This is a genomic window from Corallococcus sp. AS-1-12 (assembly GCF_020036995.1).
Lineage (GTDB): Bacteria > Myxococcota > Myxococcia > Myxococcales > Myxococcaceae > Corallococcus.
Genome location: NZ_JAIQDD010000008.1, coordinates 253,516 through 274,110, shown reverse-complemented (window position 1 = coordinate 274,110; position 20,595 = coordinate 253,516). Strand labels below are relative to the sequence as shown.

The window sequence follows — 20,595 nt, the reverse complement described above, 5'->3', positions numbered from 1 at the left end:
TCGCGCCACGACGACGCTGCCCCGAAAGAGGTATGGTCTAGTCCGAAGCTGTAGCGGCATGTTGCACGCATGCCCTCCGCTCCCATGCCGTGCGCGGGTGATATCGCGCAGGTCCGACACCGCCAATATCTGGTCAACGAGGTCGTGGCTCCTTCGGATGTCCGGGAGCAACACACCCTCGTCCGTCTCACCTGTCTGGATGATGACGCACAGGGCCGTCCCCTGTCTGTCCTGTGGGAGCGGGAACTCGCGGCGCGGGTCATCCGGCCTGAACACGGTGGATTGGGAACCCCCGAGCGCTTCGACGAACCCCGTCACTTCGCCGCGTACCTGCACGCGCTCAAGTGGAGCTCCGTCACCGCCACCGATGCCCGGCTCTTCCAGGCGCCGTTCCGCGCGGGCATCCACCTGATGAACCACCAGCTCACGCCTCTCAAGAAGGCGCTCGAGCTGCCCCGGGTGAACCTCTTCATCGCGGACGACGTAGGTCTGGGAAAGACCATCGAAGCCGGGCTGGTGTTGCAGGAGCTCATCCTCCGCCAGCGCGTGGACCGCGTCCTCATCGTCTGCCCGGCGTCCGTGACGCTCCAGTGGCGCGATGAGATGGAGAAGCGCTTCGGCCTGCGCTTCGAGATCTTCAACAGCGAGTTCGTCTCCCGCCGTCGTCAGGAGCGCGGCTTCCAGGTCCCCGTCTGGGCCACGCACTCGCGCTTCATCGTGTCGTACCAGACGCTGCGCCGCAGCGAGTACTTCGAGCCACTCAAGACCCTGCTGGAAGAGAAGGGCCACCACAAGTCCATGCTGGTGCTGGACGAGGCGCACGTCGTCGCCCCCGCATCGGCCAGCCGGTACGCCATCGACACGGAGACGACCCGCAGCATCCGCTCCCTCGCGGAGCGCTTCGAGCACCGGCTCTTCCTCTCCGCCACGCCCCACAACGGCCACTCCAACAGCTTCTCCGCGCTGCTGGAGATGCTGGACCCGCAGCGCTTCACCCGAGGCACTCGCGTCCGCGAAGCCCAGCTCGCCCCCGTCATGGTGCGCCGGCTCAAGGGCGACCTGCGCGCCCTGGGCAGTGCACAGCGCTACCCCGAGCGACACGTCGTGGGCGTGCGCCTGACGCACGAGGCAGGGCGCTGGCTCGCCGAGTGGCTCGCGCCGGACGGAAAGAGCGTCGAACAGCGAGTCGACCTGGGCGAAGGCTCGGCCGCTGAACTGGAGCTGTCCCAGAAGCTCGCGCGCTACACGGAGCTGATGGCGCCCGCGACGAAGCAGGGGCGCCTGGTCTTCATCAACCTCCAGAAGCGCCTCCTCTCCAGCATCGAGGCCTTCCACCGCACCCTCTCCGTCCATGCGGCGGCCTTCGGCGCTGGGAGCCTGGCCCCTGACGGCGGAGGACTCACCGGCGAAACGACCCCCGACTCCGAGGAACACGGCGAGACGGACGAATCCCTCGAGCAGGCGTTCGCGGAGACCATCCGCGAGCAGAGCCAGGAGCTGTCCGCCAGCATCCAGGCACGTCAGCTCCTGGATGACATGCTCAAGCTGAGCGCCCGGCACCGCACCGCCCGGGACGCGAAGCTGCGGGCCCTGCTCCACTGGATTCGCGAGCACCAATGTCCGCTCACCCGGGGTGCCCCCTGGAAGCCCCGCCGGGTCATCGTCTTCACGGAGTACGGCGACACGCTCCGATTCCTCAAGGAGCAGCTCACCGCGGCCTTCGAAGGAACCCACCGGGGCGATGAGCGAATCCTCACGCTGACGGGCGGCATCGATGACGTGAGGCGCGCACAGGTCCAGGCCGCCTTCAACGGCCCGATGGAGGAGTCTCCCGTCCGGGTCCTCCTCGCGACCGACGCCGCGCGCGAAGGCATCAACCTGCAGGGCCATTGCGCGGATCTCTTCCACTACGATGTCCCGTGGAATCCCTCGCGCATGGAGCAGCGCAACGGTCGCATCGACCGGGCCCTGCAGCCCGCGCCGGCGGTCCGCTGCGGCTACTTCGTCTACAGCCAGCGCGCCGAGGACGCGGTGCTCGACACCCTGGCTCGCAAGGTCGAGACCATCACGCGCGAGCTGGGCAGCCTGGGCTGCGTGCTGATGGACCAGATGCACGATGCCCTCGCCTCGGGCATCAACAAAGGCACCCTGGAGAGCCTCTCCCGCGCCGCGACCTCCTCCCGCACCGAGGTCACGAAGCGGGAACTGGAGTCCCAACGCACGCTGCAGTCGCTGCGCAAGGAGTTGGATGCGATTGGAGACCTCCGCGACCGCAGCGGCAAGGTCATGGATTTCAACCCCGTCCTGCTGCGCGACGCGCTGGACGTGGGGTTCGAGCTGGCTGGCGCGGGACAGCTGGAGCGGGAGACCGTCACGGAGGAGGGCCGGACGCTGGAGGCCTGGAAGGTTCCCGCCCTCCCCGCTTCATGGAACTCGACCCTGGATGCCATCCGCCCCAGGCGGGAGCAGGACGAAGCGCCCTGGGAGTGGCGCAAGCGCCCCCTGTCTCCCGTGGTCTTCGAGGCGCCTCCGGGGGTCTCCAGCAAGCTCGCCCACCTGCACCTGTCCCATCCGCTCGTCCAGCGGGTGCTCCAGCGGTTCCTGGCGCAGGGGTTCTCCGCCAACGACCTGAGCCGGGTCACGGTGGTCCAGACGAAGCGCGACTCGGTGGCGCGCGTCATCGTCTTCGGCCGGCTGTCGCTCTTTGGTGAAGGCGCGGCGCGGCTCCATGACGAGGTTGTCTCCGTCTCAGCGAAGTGGCTGGACGGCGGCGGCCGCGGGCACCTGAAGCCCTTCGCGGACGAGGCGGACCGCAAGGCGATTGATCAACTGGAGACCACGCTGGCGGAAGCGCCCGCGCTCTCCGCGACACCGAAGGCCGTCCAGAAGCGACTGCTGGCCAGCGCCGCGTCCGACTTCTCGAAGCTCTGGCCCGCCATCGAGGAGCAGGCCTCGGAGCGGGAGAAGGAGGCTCGCAAGAAGCTGGCGGCTCGGGGGGCATCCGAAGCCAAGGCCCTGACACAGATTCTCCTCACGCAGCAGGAGGCCATCCAAGAGGCGCTGGGCGCACAGCTCGAGCTCAAGCTCGACGCACGGGCGGAGCAGGACCAATGGAGGCGAGACAAGGCCCACCTCGAACAACGTTTGACAGCGCTCGGGAAGGAGCTCGTTGAGCAGCCCGAATCCTTGAAAGCCACCTACGCCGTGCGGGTCGCCCGTCTGGTGCCCGTGGGCATGGTCTACCTGTGGCCGGGGGCGCGCTGATGAACGGCCAGGGCTTTGGCGGTGACGTCGAGCGTCGCTATCACCAGACATGGATGGGGATGGCGCAGCCCATCGAAGGGCTGGTGGTCTCCATCCCGGTCCTCGAGGACGCACAGTGCATGCAGCGCCTGCCGGTGTCCGCGCAGTCGCGGTTCATCCTGCTCGCGGGCCGGGAGTCACCTCGCGTGACGGATGTCCCGCGCTTCCTCCGGGAAGTGCTGGGCTTCTCCGACGATGACTTCGTCACGGAGTTCCCGGAGGACCTCCGGCTCGACATCGCGGAGGGACACCAGACGATCCGGCCCACGCGGGCTCTGCGGCGGCGCGGTCCTCCACCCGCGAAGCCGGAGGGCCTGCCGGACGACTCCACACCGGTCAGCCGGGCCGCGGAGGGTTTCGCGCTCCTCACCTGGGAGCTGCCGCTCGGGTTGGACCTGGACAAGAAGGAGGACACCACGGGCGCGTGGTTCTACGAGCCCACCGCCAAGTTCGACCGCCTGCTGCGCGCAGCCCGCGTCCCCATCGGCCTGCTGTTCAATGGGGACTGCGTGCGCCTGGTCTACGCACCCCACGGGGAGACCTCGGGGCACCTCACCTTCCGGTTCAAGGACCTCGTCACCTCCAGCGGCCGGCCCCTGTTCGACGCGATGGTGATGCTCCTGCACGCGCGCCGCTTCTTCGGCGTGCTGCCCGAGCATCAGCTCCCCGCGCTCCTGGAGCAGTCCCGCCGCCGCCAGGCCGATGTCACCGAGGAGCTGGCGGACCAGGTGCTGGAGGCGCTCAGCATCTTGCTGACGGGGTTCGAGACGGCCGCTGAGCGGGATGGCTCCCGTGCCCTGGACGAGGCGTTCGCGCGCGGAGAGGACCATGTCTACGGAGGACTCCTCTCGACCCTCCTGAGGCTCGTCTTCATCCTCTACGCGGAGGACCAGGGCCTGCTCCCCGTGGACCAGGAGCCCTACCGCGACGACCTGTCGGTGAAGGCGCTTCACGAGCAACTGGTCGAGGACGCCAGCCAATACCCCGACGCGATGAACCGCCGGTTCGGCGCGTGGCCACGGCTGCTGGCGCTCTTCCGGTGCATCTATCTGGGGGCCTCACACGACAAGCTGCGCATGCCGGCACGTCGCGGGCAGCTCTTCGACCCCGACAGGTTTCCCTTCCTGGGTGGCGGGACCTCCGACGATGCGGGCACGCAGGCGCCAACGCCATCCATCGATGATGAGACCATCCACCAGGTCCTGGAGCGGCTCATCTTCCTCAAGGGACAGCGACTGAGCTTCAAGTCGCTCGACGTGGAGCAGATCGGCTCCGTGTACGAGGGGCTGATGGGCTTTCACGTCAAGCGCCTGACCGGCGCTGGACTCTGCCTCAAGCCCTCGAAGGTCTGGGTCTCCGCGGACGAGGTGCTGGCCCAGCCCGCGAAGCGGCGCGCCGCATGGCTGGGGGAGGAAGCCGGTCTTGATACGAAGGCCGTGAAGGCCCTGGCGAAGACGCTGGAGCAGGCCGTCACGCAGCAGATGGTCCTGGCAGCGCTGGAGCCGTACCGCGTGAGGGGCACCGAGACGCGGCGAGCCTCCCAGTGGGTGCTCCAGCCCGGAGACGAGCGACGGCGGACGAGCAGCCACTACACGCCTCGAAGCCTCTCCACGCCCATCGTCCAGCGTGCGCTGGAGCCGCTGCTCAAGACGATGGGACCCCAGCCGTCCTCGGAGCGCCTCCTCAACCTGAAGATCTGTGACCCGGCCATGGGGTCGGGCGCGTTCCTCGTGGAGTCCTGCCGCTTCCTCGCGGACCAGGTCGTCGCCGCCTGGACCCGTGAGGGCGTGCTGAAGCGCGACAAGCACGAGGATGAGGTGATGCGAGCGCGCCGGCTGGTGGCCCAGCGGTGCCTGTACGGCGTGGACAAGAACCCGTGGGCGGTGAGCCTCGCGAAGCTGTCGTTGTGGCTCGTGACGCTGGCGAAGACAGAGCCGTTCACGTTCCTGGACCATGCGCTCAAGTGTGGGGATTCGCTGGTCGGGCTCGACCTGGAGCAGCTTCAAGCGTTCCACTGGGACCCGGCCACCAAGAAGCAGTCAGAGCTGCCGTGGGCGCTCATCAAGAAGCAACTGACGCGTTCGCTCGAGAAGCGCGAGGAGATCCTCCAGCTCGCGCTCGACCTGGAAGGACCGGAGCGCAAGCCATTGCAGTTGGACCTGGACCCTGGCCGGGTGAAGGAAGGGCTGCTCCGTGACGCGGACGCGGCGCTGGCGGACGTCAAACGGATCGCCAACGCGTGCGTCGGTGCGTTCTTCGCCCATGGGTCGGACAAGGAGCGGGAGAAGGAGCGCGTCCGTCGGCTCGATCGGATTGGAGCGTGGCTGGCCCAGGAGAAGAAGGGCGTTCTGCCGCCCATGCCGGCGGACATCGCCGCGTTCTCCGCGCCGCCCTGGACGTTCCACTGGCCGCTGGAGTTCCCCGAGGTGTTCCATGGGAGCCGGCCCGATCCGCTCGACAACGAGCAGCCCAACAAGGCGGCATGGATCGATGGGTTCGTGGGCAATCCGCCCTTCGCGGGGAAGAACGCGATCATCGAGAAAGGGGGAGAAAACTACCTGCCCTGGCTCCAGGCGGTCCACGAGGGAGCACACGGCAACGCGGACCTGTCCGCGCACTTCTTCCGCCGCGCGTTCCACCTGCTGGGTGAGCACGGCAGCTTCGGGTTCATCGCCACCAATACCATCTCACAGGGTGACACGAGGGCCACGGGGCTGAAGTACCTGGTGGACCATGGCTGCCACCTGTACGACGCCGTGCGTTCCATGAAGTGGCCCGTGACCGGCACCAACGTCACGGTTTCTGTAGTGCATTTGGCCAAAGGCCACGTCTCAAATCTGAAACTCAAGCCTCGGCTGAATGGCCAACCCGCAGAAAAGCTCAACTCCCGGCTAAGAGACAAATCCGAACGAGCAGATCCCGCGATGCTCATTACAAATGAAAACAAGAGCCATCAGGGAAGCAGTGTACTGGGAATGGGGTTCGTATTAAGTCTTGAGCAGCGAACAGCGCTGATTGCCAGGTCGCCCAAAAACGCCGACTGCATTTTCCGATATGTCGGCGGCGAAGAACACAATGCGGACCCTGTTCAGAAAGTCGAAAGATACGTCATCAACTTCGGCCAGATGAAACTTGAGCAGGCCGAACAATGGCCCGATCTCATTCACATTGTTCGCGACCTAGTAAAGCCGGACCGCGACAAAGGAAAAGACAAAAGAGCCAAGCAGCTTTGGTGGCAATTCACTCGTCCGCGACCAGAACTATATCAAACCCTCCGCCCCCTCAAGCGCTGCCTCATAAACTCACAAATATCAAAACACCTCACATTCGACTGGAGTTCAACAGACGTCGTTTTCGCCAACACAGTATACGCCTACAGTGTCGTGCACGACCGCTGGCTCGCCGTCTTGCAGTCTCGGGTGCATGAAGCTTGGGCACGACTCTTGTCATCCTCGCTTGAGGACCGACTCCGCTACACCCCAAGCAGTTGCTTCGAAACCTTCCCCTTCCCCGACGAGTCACACGCAGCAGCCCTCGACGCGATAGGTGAACGGCTCCACTTCGAGCGCAGCCAGTACATGCAGGCCCACAACATCGGCCTGACGACGACGTACAACCGGCTCAAGGACAGGTCCGTCACGGATGCCGCGACGCAGCGGCTGCGTGAGCTGCACGTCGCCGTGGATCAGGCCGTCCTGGATGCGTACGGCTGGAATGACCTCCACGCACCTCCCTACTGCGGCGCCACTCCCAAACAACTCGATGCCTTCGAGGACGAAGTCCTCGACCGCCTCTTCGACCTGAACGAGCAGCGCGCCCACGAGGAAGCCCACCCCACTTCCCGCCGTCCCTCGAAGTCCCGCCCCCAGACCGCCTGAGCCCTCCCATGAATGCCCATGACGCCGGAGCGGTCCGCTCCCACCTCATCGATGCGCTCGAAGCGGACCTCGTCGGTCCGTTCCACAAGCCCCCAGGCGCTCCCGTGTCGGACGCCACCGAAGTGCTCCGCACACCGCCTTCCCGTTGGTACCTGACAGGCTTCCTCGTTCCACTCGACCAGGGTGTCATCGAGGACGACCCGGACGACGAAGAGGACGACCTGGCCGCGGGCAACGACGAGGACAACGAGGAAGCCTCCCGTCCCGACCCGACCGCCAAGAAGGTGCGCCGTCTTCCCGCGTCCATGGGTCTGTCCGTCTTCGTCCCCTCAAGCACGTCCCAGCTCACCGCGCATGTCTGCTGGGCGGACTACCAGCGCACCGAGGCGGACGGGCGCAAGCCGTGGAGCCGCACCTTCCACCAACGCACCGTCACCCTGTCCTTGAACGACTCGGTGCTGCGCGAAGGCGTGCACCTCCAGGACAGCCGGGGCCTGCGCCTGGAGGGCCACGTGGAGAGGACGCGCGAAGGGGAGCTCGCCGTCGCCATTTTCCTCGTGAACGCGCGTCCCCCCACCTCCACCGCCGCGGACCGCGACGAGGCCTATGCCTTCCAGACGCACCTCGCCCTGGAGTGCGCGCAGGGCTTCGTCAGCCGGCAGGACTCCAGCGACGCCCGGAGCGAGGACGATGATGACCGCGTCAACGACCTCCAGTTCCGCCACCGTCAGCAGTGGGCCGTGGGCCACGGCGTCTCGGTGCGCGTCCCCTCCACTTCCATGCCCGTCACCCGCGTGGAGACGGACTGGCTGCCTCGCGTCGAGGTGCTCCCCGTCGAAGCGCGCCAGATTCGCGAGGTCGCGGTGGGAATGGAACAGCTCGCCGCGTTCACGACGCCTTCGGAAGCCGTCGCGGCCCTGAGCCCCCTGGTGCGTGCCTACCGAGACTGGGTGACCACCCAGGCCACCCTCGACGTGGGCAGCGAGCGCCGCGAGGAGACCCGGGATGAGCTGGTCCGCCGCGCCCACCGCGCGGCCACCCGCATCGAGGAGGGCATCCAGCTCCTGGAGCGGGAGCCCCTCGCCTTCGACGCCTTCCGCTGGATGAACAGCGTCATGGCCCAGGCCGAACGCAAGGCCCGCCCGGACCGGGCTCCCGAATGGCGCCTCTTCCAGCTCGCCTTCATCCTGCTCAACCTCCCGTCCGTCGAGGACGAAGCCCACGCGGACCGCGAGCTCGTGGAGCTCATCTTCTTCCCCACGGGCGGCGGCAAGACGCAGGCGTACCTGGGCCTCATCGCCTTCACCCTGCTCCTGCGCCGCCTCCGCGGCCAGGCGCATCTCCACGGCGGCCTGGGGGTGGCCGTGCTGCTGCGCTACACGCTGCGGCTGCTCACGCTCGACCAGCTCGGCCGCGCGGCGACGCTCATCTGCGCGCTCGACGTGCTCCGTCAGCAGGAGCCGAAACGCCTGGGAGCGGTGCGCTTCTCCATCGGCCTGTGGGTCGGCCGCTCCGCCACCGCCAACACCCTGGAGCAGGTCTCCACGCAGATCACCGAGTACAAGAACGACAACAGCGCCCGCGCCCAGTCGCCCTTCCCGCTCGCCACCTGCCCGTGGTGCGCCACGCCCTTCGAACGGGAGTGCTTCATCCTCCGGCCCTCCAAGTCCAGGCCCGAGGAGGTGCTCGTCGGCTGCGCGAACATCGCGTGCGCCTTCAACCTGGGCCGCAACCCGGAGGGGCTCCCCGTCCTCTTCGTCGACGAGCAGATCTACCGCGAGCTGCCATGCTTCCTCGTGGCCACCGTGGACAAGTTCGCCATGCTGCCCTGGCGTGGAGAGACCGGGCTGCTCTTCGGCCGGGCCCTGGGCCGCACCGGGAAGCGCTTCGTCGGCCCGTGCGACGACGCCGCGGACGTGAAGGCGGCGCTCGTCACGCTCCCGAAGGGCCTGCGCCCCCCGGAGCTCATCGTGCAGGACGAGCTGCACCTCATCTCCGGCCCCCTGGGCTCCATGGTGGGCCTCTACGAAGGGGCCGTCCTGACGCTCGCGCCCCGGGCGAAGCTGGTGGCCTCCACGGCCACGGTCCGCCGTTCGCGGCAACAGGTGAGCCGCCTCTATGGACGGGACGTGGCGCTCTTCCCGCCCCCCGGCGTGGACGCCTCCGAGACGTTCTTCGCCTCCGTGGGCAAGAAGGGCGCGCGCCAGTACGTGGGTGTGGCGGCGCCCGGGCGGCCCATGAAGGCCATCCTGCTGCGCGTCTACGTCAGCGTGCTCGCCGCCGCCGCGCGCGGTGAACAACTCCACGGCGCGCCCGGCGCCGACCCGTACCTGACCCTCGTCGGCTACTTCAACAGCCTGCGGGAGCTGGGCGGCATGCGCCGGCTCGTCGAGGACGAAGTGCGACGGCTGGTGATGGACCGCGCCCGCCGCCGCCCCGAGGACTTCGACAAGGACGCCGAGCACCCCTGGTACCGGAGCCGGACCATCCGTGGCGAGCCCATCGAGCTGACCAGCCGGGAGAAGACCGCCGACATCAAGGCCTCGAAGAACCGACTGGAGCTCACGCACGGCCAGCCCCAGAGCATCGACGTCGTGCTCGCCAGCAACATGATCTCCGTGGGCGTGGACATCGACCGGCTGGGCCTCATGGTCGTGGCGGGTCAACCCAAGACGACCAGCGAGTACATCCAGGCGTCCAGCCGCGTGGGCCGCAACACGAACAAACCCGGCCTGGTGGTGACGTGCCTCAACGCAGCCAAGCCTCGCGACCGCAGCCACTACGAGCGCTTCGGGACGTACCATGAGTCGTTCTACCGCTTCGTCGAAGCCACCTCGGTGACGCCCTTCTCCGCCCCGGCGCTCGACCGGGGCCTCGCGGGCGTGGTGGTGGCGCTGGGCCGGCTGCTGGACACCGCGATGACCGCCCCCCTGGAATGGAAGTCGTTGCAGGCGCACCGGGACGCGCTGGAGCAGACGCTCGAAACGCTGGCGAAGCGCGCGGGGCGCGGGCTGCCCAAGGAGGAGTCGGAGCGCGCCAGCGCCATCGTGATGCAGCGCGCACGGAGCCTGCTCGACTCGTGGCGCAACATCATCGAGCAGGCGAAGAAGGACGCCGCCCAGCGCGCGTACTCGCCCTACGACCCGGAGGGAAAGGGTCTCAAGCCGCTGCTGCGCGGCTTCCTGGACACCACCGAGAACCTCACCCAGGACGAGCTCAAGTTCGAAGCGCCCACGTCCATGCGCGACGTGGAGTCCTCGGTGCACCTGTGGATTTCACGTCAACCGCTGGGCGGCTACCGCGCCCCGAAGGCCGCGACGGAGGAGGTGACGCATGACGAACCGTAGGAAGTGGACCCGGGCCCGCTCGACGCGGCCGCCGGATGGGCGCGTGCGCCAGAGCCAGGTGGTCTCCACCTTCGGCCCGGGCAGCATGCTGGACCTGCTCAACGATGCGGTCCTCGTGGGAGGCCTGGACTTCTGGCGGCTCAAGGGCCAGGGCGAGGTGGTCAACGAGCCCAGGCTCCTGGAGATCGTCGAACCGCTCTACCACCGCAACAAGTGGCCCCTCAGCAAGGAGGCGCCCTTCCGCAAACCACCCGCCGGGGATGAGCGCGAGCCGACGGAGTCCTGCGGCATCCAGGTGTATGAGTTTCCGCGCTGGTTCGTCTGCCAGAACCCCCACTGCCGTGCGCTGGTGCGGGCCAACAGCCTGGAGCGCGTGAACCAGGAGTACCGCCACCGCTGTTCTGGCGTGGAGGCGAAGCCGGAGCGGTGCGTACCGGTGCGCTTCGTCGCGGCGTGTCCCCGGGGGCATCTGTCGGACATTGACTGGTCCTGGTGGACGCACGAGCGCAAGCCCTGCGACGCCCCGCAGCTCAGGCTGGAAGAAGGCGTGAGCGGAGACTTCAGCGACATCGAGGTCGCGTGCTCGACGTGCGGCAAGCGCAAGCGCCTTGCCGACATGATGGTCAAGGAGCAGCAGGACCGCTGCGACGGAGAGCGGCCCTGGCTGGGGCTGGAGGCCCGGGAGCGCTGCGACGAGAAGCAGCGGCTGCTGGTCCGCACCGCCAGCAATGGCTACTTCGCGCAGACCACCAGCGCCATCACCATCCCCGAGCCCGAGTCGCTCCGGCGCAAAGTGCAGTCCGCGTGGAACATCCTCCAGGCGGCCACAGCGGAGAGCCTGCCCGCCTTCCGGACCATCCCCCAGGTCCAGGCGGCGCTGGGCTCCGCCTCCAACGCGGAGGTGCTGGCGGCCATCCAGGCGGAGCGCGAGCACACGCCCGAGGCCGTCCCGGAGATTCGCACCGCGGAGTGGCTCCAGTTCCTCGCGCAGCCGCAGGAGAAGCCGGGTGAGATGCCCCGGGACCGCACCGAGGTCTTCTGGGCGCGGCGCATCGCCCGGCCCCAGGGGCTGCCCTCGCTGGTCGAACGCGTGGTGCTGGCGCGGCGGCTGCGCGAGGTCCAGGCCCAGGTCGGCTTCACGCGGCTGGAGCCGCTGTCGAAGGACCTCCAGGGCCGCTACGACCTGGACGTGGCGCTCGCGCCGATGTCGCTGCACCGGGACTGGGTGCCCGTCACGGAGATTCAGGGCGAGGGCATGCTGCTGGTGCTCGACGAGCAGCAGGTGCACGCATGGGAGACCTCCGAGCCGGTGCGACGGCGCGAGGAGGTGCTCCAGGCCGGCTGGGAGCGCTGGAAGCAGGGCTCCGGTTCGAAGCACACCTTCCCGGGGGTGCGGCTCTACCTGCTGCACTCGCTGGCGCACCTCCTGATGACGGAGGTGGCGCTGGAGTGTGGCTACCCCGCGAGTTCCATCCGCGAGCGGCTGTACTGCGCGCCGCACAGCGATGCCGTCCCCATGGCGGGCATCCTGCTGATGACGGGAACCACGGGCGCGGAGGGCACGTTGGGCGGACTGGTGGAGGAGGGGCGGAGGCTGGGGCAGCACCTGTCCCGCGCGCTGGAGGACGCGCGCCTCTGCTCCAACGACCCTGTCTGCGCGCACCACGAGCCCACGGGTCGTGACGACCGCGACCTGGAAGGGGCCGCGTGCCACGGCTGCCTCTTCCTGCCGGAGTGCTCCTGCGAGCGTTTCAACCAATACCTCGACCGCGCGCTCGTCGTGCCCACGCTGGGCCACGAGGACGTCGCCTTCCTGAAGACGCCGTGGACCTGAGCGGCGTGGCGACGCTGGACCTGGAGCGGCTGAGGGACGTGGTGGCCGCGCGGAGGCTCGGGTTCCCGCTGTCACGGCTGGCGCTCCAGGGTGAAGGGCTGGAGCGGTTGGCGGGCGAGGCCGCGGCGTTGAACGCGCTGGGGCGGGACGGGACGCTCGTGTTGCTGGACACGCTGCTCGTGGAGCGGCGCGGGAGAGCCCGGCGTCCGGAGCTGGTCTGGACGGGGCCGGAGACGCGCTGGAGCGGCGCCCGCGACACGGCGGTGGTGCTGGCGGACCTGTTCCACAAGGCCACGAGCACGGTGCTGGTGGCCGGGTTCGCGTTCGACCACGCGGCGGAGGTCCTGAAGCCGCTGCACGAAGCGCTCAAGCGGGGTGTGGGTTGCCGGCTCTATGCCAGTGCCTCGGTGGCCTCGGCGTTCCTGAAGGAGCACTGGCCGTTCGGGCCACCGTTTCCGGAGTGTCACGGCTTCTCGCCGGAGAAGGGAGTCTTCGCCAGCCTGCATGCGAAGTGCGTCGTGGTGGACGCGCGGTGGGTCTTCGTGACGTCCGCGAACTTCACCGACCGGGGACAGACACGGAACATCGAGGTGGGCGTGCTGCTGGAGGATGCGCACCTGGCGGCGGTGCTGGAGGCCCAGTTCTCCACGGGGGAGTGGTTCTCAAGGGTCGCCTGATTCGACGCAGCGCCGGATAGAGTCCGGCGTGTGCGTTCCGTAACGAGCCTCTGGGTAGCCTGCGCCCTGCTGACAGCGTGTGCCGGTGGTTCACGGCATGGGACGCTACGGTTCGTGGACACGGAGACGGCCGGGAAGGCACGGCACGCGGCCTACGTGGCGGAGCAGGCGTCCGCGCGGGCGGCGACCCAGGCCATGGCGTCGCCTCTGGTCCGGGCCATCCCTCCAGCCGTGCTCGCGCTGATGCAGCAGGAGCACGACGCGGATGAGCTGGAGCAGCAACTCGTCGCGTGTGCGGTCCAAGCTGAGCAGTTGGGGAACGCGCGCTACTTCAAGGACCGGCCTCCGACGCGCCAGGAGTGCGCCGAGGTGGTGGAGCAGGACCGCTGCGGCAAGCCCGTAACGCGGGCCATGAAACTCGGTCAGCAGAAGCACGTGCTCGCGCTTCAGTGCGCGGAAGCAGTGCTGAAGGAGCTGTGGCCCGCTCCCTTCAGCATCGAGCAGCGCTACCGCTACTACCCGAACGCCCGCTTCCTGGAGACCATCAGCCGGGCGAAAGAGGCGCAACTCATCGCAGACGGCTGCACCGACGAACTCAGGGGCACGATCAAGCCGGACATTGTCCTTCACGGAGACCGCGACCTGCTCAGGTCCGCGCTCACCCTGGACTTCAAGTTCCCGTGTCCGGACACCAATGGTCCAGCCTGGACGAGGTATGGCACAGGCACCTACGCCGGCATGTCCCAGCGGTCCGTCTACGAGGAAGCCCTGGGAGGGCAGGCCTTGCTCATATCGCCCCGTACAGGGGTCAAGGAGGTGGAGCCATGACCAGGGAATACCCTGTCATCCGCCTGTGGTCGAAAGGTTCGCCCCCGCTTCCCGCGGCCCGTGATGGCATTGGCCTCAGCTTTTTCATCCACCGCGATCACAAGGAGATCGCGCCCTCCGTATGGCGTGCGCTGCAGGCTTATCTTCGCGCCATTCCTCCGGGCTCGCTGGGTTGGTACGGCACGGACGACGGCGACATCCTGGAGCTGGATGACAAGGGCTGGGAGATCGCTCGCCAGCAAATACTCGAGCGTCCCTGGGGCACCAGTGGGAATGCGGAGCTCTCCGAGAGCCCTGGCGGAGGTGAGCTCTCCAGCGGGTACGTTTTTGAGTACGACGGGCATCCACTCGACACGCCGTTCGGTAAGGCTCCCGTCAACGCGGTGTCATTCACCTTTCCCACGGACTACCTCCAGGGGAACGGTGCGGCTCACCTGCGCACATTGGCGCTGGAGCTCGCTCGGGAGCTGCCCTTCAACTTCGGATACGCCAGCTTCGCCATCATCTCCTCCCATGGAATGTGGGGCGCGGCGAAGTGGCCCATCGTCGAGGCACTCCTCGCTCGCTATCGAGGCTTGGATCTCCATCAAGGCACTGGCTTCAGGTCCATATTGGGAACCCGAGCCCTGGCCCCCGCCTGGCTCACGTTCCTGGGCCAGCCCCTGCTGGGACAACTGGGCGGCATCACCGCGCTCCGCAATGCCCTCCCCTTCCCGGAGGTCTCCCTGCTCCCCATGGACGGGGACCGCGTGCTCGTCACCCTGGACGAATGGCCTGACCCCATCGACACGCAGGCCAAGGCCATCCCCCCCCAGTACCGCGCGCTGGCCCGCCTGATGGAGCCCTTTCTCTTCCAGTACGAAGGAGAAGGGCTGCTCCCCTTCCAACAGGATACGAACCAATGGCTCCGCCGGTTCCTTCACCCCTGAGAACTGAGCAACAGCCACTCCGTCAACTCTTGCGACCCGTGACGACACTCTGGGTGGTCTGCGTCCTGCTCACGGCGTGTGCCGGAGGTTCACGGCATGGGACGCTGCGGTTCGTGGACACGGAGACGGCCGGGAAGGCACGGCACGCGGCCTACGTGGCGGAGCAGGCGTCCGCGCGGGCGGCGACCCAGGCCATGGCGTCGCCTCTGGTCCGGGCCATCCCTCCAGCCGTGCTCGCGCTGATGCAGCAGGAGCACGACGCGGATGAGCTGGAGCAGCAACTCGTCGCGTGTGCGGTCCAAGCTGAGCAGTTGGGGAACGCGCGCTACTTCAAGGACCGGCCTCCGACTCGGCAGGAGTGCGCGGAGGTGGTGGAGCAGGACCGCTGTGGCAAGCCCGTGACGCGGGCCATGAAGCTGGGGAAGCAGAAGCACGTGCTCGCGCTTCAGTGCGCGGAAGCGGTGCTGAAGGAGCTGTGGCCCGCGCCCTTCAGCATCGAGCAGCGCTACCGCTACTACCCGAACGCCCGCTTCCTGGAGACCATCAGCCGGGCGAAGGAAGCGCAACTCATCGCCGATGGCTGCACAGACGAACTCCGAGGCACCATCAAGCCGGACATTGTCCTGCACGAAGACCGCAACCTGCTCAAATCCGCGCTCACCCTGGACTTCAAGTTCCCGTGTCCGGACACCAACCCAGCTCGGTGGACAGAATACGGAAGCAACAGCCCCTACGCCTATGAGTCCCAAGGGGCTATCTACGAGAAAGCACTGGGTGGGCGGGCCATGCTCGTGTCACCCAAAGCAGGGGTGGAGCCATTCAAGCGATGAAGCCTGTCTTCCCGTTCATCCGACTTCGAGGCAGGGGTGGGTGGCTCGCCGGACGAGATGGCATCGTGCTTGCCCTCTTCATCCATCGCGACCACTCAGAGGTAGGGCCTGCGATCTGGCGATCGATCCAAACCTATCGTCGCGCCATCCCGCCCGGATCGCTCAACTGGTACACGTCGGCGGACGGGGACATGGTCCCGCTGGATGACGAAGGCTGGGAACACAATCGCCATGTGGTGATTGAGCGTATGGGGGGAGGAAGCCGGACCGTTGAGCTGCGGGAGAGCCCCAGCGAAACCGGGAGCTACCAGGTCGAATACTACGGACGGCGACTCGACAGTCCCATCCATGAGGATCCCGCCACCACGCTCTCGTTCACGTTTCCCACGGAGTACCTGCTGGAGCACGGCGCGGTCCAACTGCGCGCACTGGCCCTGGAGCTGGCCCGCGATCTTCCCCTCACCTTTGGATACGCCAGCTTCGCGATTGTCTCCTCAAGGGGTTCATGGGCCGCAGCGGATTGGAATCAGGTCGAGTCGCTCCTCGCCCGCTATCTGGGCCTGGATATCCCCCATGCCGGCGAATTCAGCTCACGCCTCGGCACGCATGCATTGAGCGCATCCTGGCTCACCTTTCTGGGTGAGCCGTTACTCGGTTCACTGGGGGGCCTCCATGCGCTGAGGAACGCGCTCCCCTTCCCAGAGGTCTCCCTGCTCCCCATGGACGGAGACCGCGTGCTCGTCACCCTGGACGAATGGCCTGACCCCATCGACACACAGGCCAAGGCCATCCCCCCCCAGTACCGCGCCCTTGCGCGCCTGCTTGAGCCGTTTACGTTCAAGTACGAGGGGCAAGAACTCATTCCATACGAGAGCGATACGAACCAGTGGCTCCGGCGGTTCCTCTAGCCCTGCGGCCAGGGCGACAGCTTCTCCGCCTCGTACCGCTCCAGCAGCGCGTGCGTCGCGCGCGCCGCCTCCTCCACCTCCACGCGGGACAGCCCTCGCGGCAGTGACGGAATCAACGTCGGGAACGGCTGGTCGAAGACGAGCAGGTTCTCCAGCTCCAGCGGGTCCGTCCGCAGGTCATACAGCTCCCACTGGTCCGCGTGCGCTCCGGACGGGTCGAACGTCCTCGCCAGCTTCCAGCGGGGCGTGCGCACGCAGCGGACGTGGTTGGGCTGGCACACCGCTCCGGGCCTCAACCCGGGGACCTTGCCCTGCTCCCGCAGCCGCTCCACCGCTCGCGTGTACACGTTGAACAGCGCGTCGTCGTGCACCTGGTGCGGGTCTCCCGTGCGCGGCAGCGGCTCCGTGATTTCGTCGTCCGTGATGAAGAGGACGCCCTCTCGCGGCGTGCCGTTGGGCTCCAGCACCGTGGTGGACTCGCCCTTCGCCAGCGGGCTCAGGTCCGCGCCCACGAAGGGCGGCACCGGCCGGTGGAGCCGCAGGTCCGTGCGGATCGCCGCCTGCTCCTCGCGCGTGATCCCCGCCAGCCCCAACACCGTGGGCACGATGTCCGCGTGGCTCGTCAGCGCGTCGATGTACCGCGTCTCCTGCTCCTGGGAGAACTGCACCACCAGCGGCACGTGCAGCGCCTCCTGGTAGGACGCGTGCCACTTCTCCATCAGGTAGCCGTGCGCCGCGCCGTACTCGCCGTGGTCGGAGAGGAACACCACCACCGTGTTCTCCCGCAGCCCCGTCTCGTCCAGCGTCTTCAGCACCCTCGCCAGGTGCCCGTCCACCAGGTGGATGAGCCACGCGTAGTACTGCTGGAAGCGCTCCGCCGCCTTCTCCGGGTCGTGCGTCAACTGGAACGGGATGCCCGCGTTCAACGTCACCGTCACCGGGTCGATGTTCTCGTTCGCCTGGTGGAACGTCAGCCCCGTCTTCGACGACAGCGCGAGCCCCATCTTGTACGCGTAGTCCCGCTGGCAGTCCGGCTTGTTCGCCAGCGTGTCGCGCAGGTTCGACGGCACCCTCGCGTTGTCCTGCGGGAACCCCAGCGGGTTCAGCGGCACCGTGAGCGTCCCCGCCGTGGGCGTCACCGACCGCGCCCCCTGCGCCGGCACCGGCAGCGGCCCCAGCTTGGGCGCCCCCGGGTCCAACTGCCGCGGCAGGATGGGATACGTCGCGATGTCGTGCGGGTTGGTGAACGACGCCACCGCCAGCCATGGCTGGGCCTCGCCCTCCGGCGCCGCGGCCCGGGGCGCCGCGTACGACTGCTCCGCCAGGGCCCGGTTGTACGGCTCCCCCAGCGCCATCCGCCGCAGGAAGCCGCACGTCACGTCCGCGAAGCCCTCGTCGCGGAACGCGCCCAGGTTGTTGATGGAGGCCCCGTGCGGCTCCGGATACGACAGCTCCCAGTCGTCAAAGCCATACTGTTTCAACGAGTGGTCCGGCGGATTGCTCACGTGCCACTTGCCGAAGTAGTGCGTGTGGTAGCCCGCCTTCTGGAACCAGTGCCCCAGCGTCGGGATCCCCTGCGCCGACAGCCACGGGAAGGCCGCCGCGTCCCCGCTCTTGAACAGGCCGTCCGTCTGCGTGACGCCCGTGCGCGTGCCGTACTGCCCCGTGTAGATGACCGCGCGGCTGGGCGTGCACGCCGACGCCGCGATGGTGTGGTTGCGGAACACCGCCGCGTTCTTCCGCAGCGCCGCGAAGCCGGGGAAGAACTTCCGGAACGGGTTGTCCTCCCCGCCCTCGGCCACGAAGCCCAGGATGTCCTTGATGGCCGGCAGGAAGCCGCCCTCCGGCCCATAGGCGAAGCGGGGGAATTGGAGCTGATCGACCGTCAGGATGAGGATGTTGGGCCGCGAGGACGAGGGCATGCCCCGTCCCTGAGCACGCGCCGTACCAACGGCGCTTCAGAGCCACGGGCGGAGACCCCCGCCCCCCGGACCGCGTCCCCCCGGGACGCACGCCGCGTCCCGGCCCGACGCGCGGGCTTTCAGCTCGGCGTGCGCGAGGACTCCGTCGGCGTCGCCGCCTGGGCCTCCGTGCGCCGGGGCAGCCAGACGTTGAAGGTGGAGCCCTGGCCGGCGGTGCCCGTGGACTCCGCCCAGATGCGGCCCCCGTGCTGCTCCACGATGCCCTGGCTGATGGTGAGCCCCAGCCCCAGCCCGCCGTACTTGCTGCCGTGCGCGCGGCCGAAGCGCTCGAAGATGAGGCGCTGCTTCTCGCTGGGGATGCCCACGCCCTGGTCCTTCACGGACAGGTGCACGCCGCTGTCGCCCTCCGCCACCAGGCGCACCAGCACCTGGCCGCCCTCCGGCGAATAGCGGATGGCGTTGGACAGGAGGTTCGTCAGCACCTGGTCCAGCCGCCCCCGGTCCCACGTGCCCTCCAGGTGCTCGGGCGCCTCCACCTTCAGCTCGTGCGTCTGCGACAGCACCGCCATGCGGTCCCGCGTCTCCAGCACCAACTGCGACAGGTCGAACGGCTCCAGCTCCAATGACAGACGCCCCGCCTGCAGGCGGCTGATGTCCAGCAGGTCCTCCACCAGCTTCGCCATGCGGTCGATCTGCCGGTTGATGATCTGCAGCGACTTGCCGGGGCCGGCCTCCGTCTGCCCGCCCAGCTTGAGCAGCGCCAGGTGCGCGTGGCCCTTCGCCGCGGCCAGCGGCGTGCGCAGCTCGTGGCTCGCGGCGGCGAGGAACGCGTCCTTCGCCTCGCTCGCCAGCCGCAGCGCCGTCTCCGCGCGCTGGCGCTCGGTGATGTCGCGCGCCACGGAGATGAAGCGGCCGGGGCCGTCCCCCTCCGCCACGTACTGGAGCACCACCTCCACCGGCACCTCCGAGCCGTCGCGGCGGCGGTGGTTGGTGGAGTACGTCTGCGACGGCAGCGTGCCGGACATCAGCGGCGCCAGCAGCTTGCGGAAGCCCGTCTCGTCGAAGGCGCTCTCCACCTCCAGCACGGACAGGCCCACCAGCTCCTCCACGGAGGAGGCCAGTTGCTTGGCCGCGCCCGCGTTCGCGTACGCGAGCGTGAGCGAGTCCGGGGTGAACATCAGGACGCAGTCCAGCGTGGCGTCCAGCGTCGTCTTGAAGCGCCCCAGCGCCTCCTCCGCGCGCCGCTTGTCGTCGATGTCCGTGGCGATGGCCAGCCAGCCCACCAGTTGCCCGTGCTCGTCCTGCTCGGGCACCGCGCGCGCCAGGTGCCAGCGGTAGACGCCGTCCTTGCGCCGCAGCCGGAACTCCTGCGAGCTGCTCTGCACCTGCACCACACCCTCGCTCCACACGCCGCGCATCCGCTCGCGGTCCGCCGGGTGCACGTCCTGGAGGAAGGAGGAGAGCGACAGCTCATAGCCCTCCTGGTGGCCCGTGTACTCCCGCCAGGCGCGGTTGGCGTACGTCAGCGAGCCATCCGCCCGGGCCGCCCACATGGGCTCCGGCAGGGCCTCCGTGAGCCGGCGGTAGCGCAGCGCGCTCTGGCGCTCCAGGGCCTCGCGGTCGCGCTGACGCAGGAGGGCCGCCTGGCGCTGGAGCTGCTGCTCCTTGAGGAACAGGTCCACGAAGACGCTGACCTTCGAGCGGAGGATTTCCGGGTCGAAGGGCTTGAGCAGGTAGTCCACCGCGCCGTGCGCGTAGCCCTTGAAGACATGCGCCGCGTCACGGCTGAGCGCGGTGAGGAAGATGATGGGGATGGTGCGCGTGCGCTCGCGCTGCTTGATGAGCGCCGCCGTCTGGAACCCGTCCAGCCCCGGCATCTGCACGTCCATCAGGATGACCGCGAAGTCGCGCTGCAACAACTGCTTGAGCGCCTCCTCGCCGCTGGTCGCCTTCACCAGTTCCTGGCCCAGGGGCTCGAGGATGGCTTCCAGCGCCAGCAGGTTGGCCGGGTGGTCGTCCACCATCAGGATGGCCGCGCGTGGGCTCGCGGCGGCTTCCTGGGGACGTTCCGGAGTGTGCTCAGTGGAGTTCATGTGCGCGGTGGGGGAGCGCGTGGGTCAGGGGACCCGAGACACGGCG

The 20,595-nt window shown here is 68.2% G+C and carries 11 protein-coding genes; 9 read left to right on the top strand and 2 right to left on the bottom strand.

The annotated features are described in order from the left end of the window. The first annotated feature begins 69 nt into the window (after window positions 1–69). The 9 genes from drmD (at window position 70) to K8556_RS16350 (ending at window position 16,534) form a co-directional block, all read left to right on the top strand. Complete coding sequence (gene drmD / locus K8556_RS16390; protein WP_223741014.1) at window positions 70–3,264, top strand: DISARM system SNF2-like helicase DrmD; 3,195 nt, start codon at window positions 70–72, stop codon at window positions 3,262–3,264. Next, window positions 3,264–7,181, top strand: a complete 3,918-nt coding sequence (locus tag K8556_RS16385) for a DNA methyltransferase (protein WP_223741013.1) — start codon at window positions 3,264–3,266, stop codon at window positions 7,179–7,181. Before drmD ends, K8556_RS16385 begins: the two co-directional genes overlap by 1 nt. 8 nt (window positions 7,182–7,189) lie before the next feature. Next, window positions 7,190–10,528, top strand: a complete 3,339-nt coding sequence (gene drmA, locus K8556_RS16380; RefSeq protein ID WP_223741012.1) for a DISARM system helicase DrmA — start codon at window positions 7,190–7,192, stop codon at window positions 10,526–10,528. Then, a complete protein-coding gene (gene drmB / locus K8556_RS16375; RefSeq protein ID WP_223741011.1) occupies window positions 10,515–12,362 on the top strand; it encodes a DUF1998 domain-containing protein in 1,848 nt (615 codons plus the stop codon). Before drmA ends, drmB begins: the two co-directional genes overlap by 14 nt. Then, window positions 12,353–13,039: a DISARM system phospholipase D-like protein DrmC gene (drmC, locus tag K8556_RS16370; RefSeq protein WP_223741010.1), complete on the top strand. Its 687-nt coding sequence runs from the start codon at window positions 12,353–12,355 to the stop codon at window positions 13,037–13,039. The genes drmB and drmC overlap by 10 nt, the downstream gene beginning before the upstream one ends. A 114-nt stretch (window positions 13,040–13,153) precedes the next feature. Beyond that, complete coding sequence (locus K8556_RS16365; protein ID WP_223741009.1) at window positions 13,154–13,867, top strand: hypothetical protein; 714 nt, start codon at window positions 13,154–13,156, stop codon at window positions 13,865–13,867. Next, window positions 13,864–14,796, top strand: coding sequence for a type VI immunity family protein (locus tag K8556_RS16360; RefSeq protein WP_223741008.1), 933 nt, complete (start codon window positions 13,864–13,866; stop codon window positions 14,794–14,796). The genes K8556_RS16365 and K8556_RS16360 overlap by 4 nt, the downstream gene beginning before the upstream one ends. A gap of 38 nt (window positions 14,797–14,834) precedes the next feature. Beyond that, window positions 14,835–15,626: a hypothetical protein gene (locus K8556_RS16355; protein WP_223741007.1), complete on the top strand. Its 792-nt coding sequence runs from the start codon at window positions 14,835–14,837 to the stop codon at window positions 15,624–15,626. Beyond that, window positions 15,623–16,534, top strand: a complete 912-nt coding sequence (locus K8556_RS16350; RefSeq protein ID WP_223741006.1) for a DUF3396 domain-containing protein — start codon at window positions 15,623–15,625, stop codon at window positions 16,532–16,534. Before K8556_RS16355 ends, K8556_RS16350 begins: the two co-directional genes overlap by 4 nt. On the opposite strand, the gene K8556_RS16345 is transcribed toward K8556_RS16350, so the two are convergent. Both K8556_RS16345 and K8556_RS16340 read right to left on the bottom strand, forming a co-directional pair. Next, on the bottom strand, window positions 16,531–18,456 hold the full coding sequence (locus tag K8556_RS16345; RefSeq protein ID WP_223741005.1) for a sulfatase-like hydrolase/transferase: 1,926 nt from the start codon (window positions 18,454–18,456) through the stop codon (window positions 16,531–16,533). The genes K8556_RS16350 and K8556_RS16345 overlap by 4 nt on opposite strands. 119 nt (window positions 18,457–18,575) lie before the next feature. Further along, the gene (locus K8556_RS16340; RefSeq protein ID WP_223741004.1) at window positions 18,576–20,549 is read right to left on the bottom strand and encodes a PAS domain S-box protein; all 1,974 of its coding nucleotides are present in this window, start codon (window positions 20,547–20,549) and stop codon (window positions 18,576–18,578) included. Between the last annotated feature and the right edge of the window lie 46 nt (window positions 20,550–20,595).

Excerpts from the sequence above, each read along its gene's own strand:
- drmA (WP_223741012.1), top strand. The coding sequence starts at position 7,190 with ATGAATGCCCATGACGCCGGAGCGGTCCGCTCCCACCTCATCGATGCG.
- drmD (WP_223741014.1), top strand. The coding sequence starts at position 70 with ATGCCCTCCGCTCCCATGCCGTGCGCGGGTGATATCGCGCAGGTCCGA.
- K8556_RS16345 (WP_223741005.1), bottom strand. The coding sequence starts at position 18,456 with ATGCCCTCGTCCTCGCGGCCCAACATCCTCATCCTGACGGTCGATCAG.
- K8556_RS16340 (WP_223741004.1), bottom strand. The coding sequence starts at position 20,549 with ATGAACTCCACTGAGCACACTCCGGAACGTCCCCAGGAAGCCGCCGCG.
- K8556_RS16350 (WP_223741006.1), top strand. The coding sequence starts at position 15,623 with ATGAAGCCTGTCTTCCCGTTCATCCGACTTCGAGGCAGGGGTGGGTGG.
- K8556_RS16360 (WP_223741008.1), top strand. The coding sequence starts at position 13,864 with ATGACCAGGGAATACCCTGTCATCCGCCTGTGGTCGAAAGGTTCGCCC.
- K8556_RS16385 (WP_223741013.1), top strand. The coding sequence starts at position 3,264 with ATGAACGGCCAGGGCTTTGGCGGTGACGTCGAGCGTCGCTATCACCAG.
- drmB (WP_223741011.1), top strand. The coding sequence starts at position 10,515 with ATGACGAACCGTAGGAAGTGGACCCGGGCCCGCTCGACGCGGCCGCCG.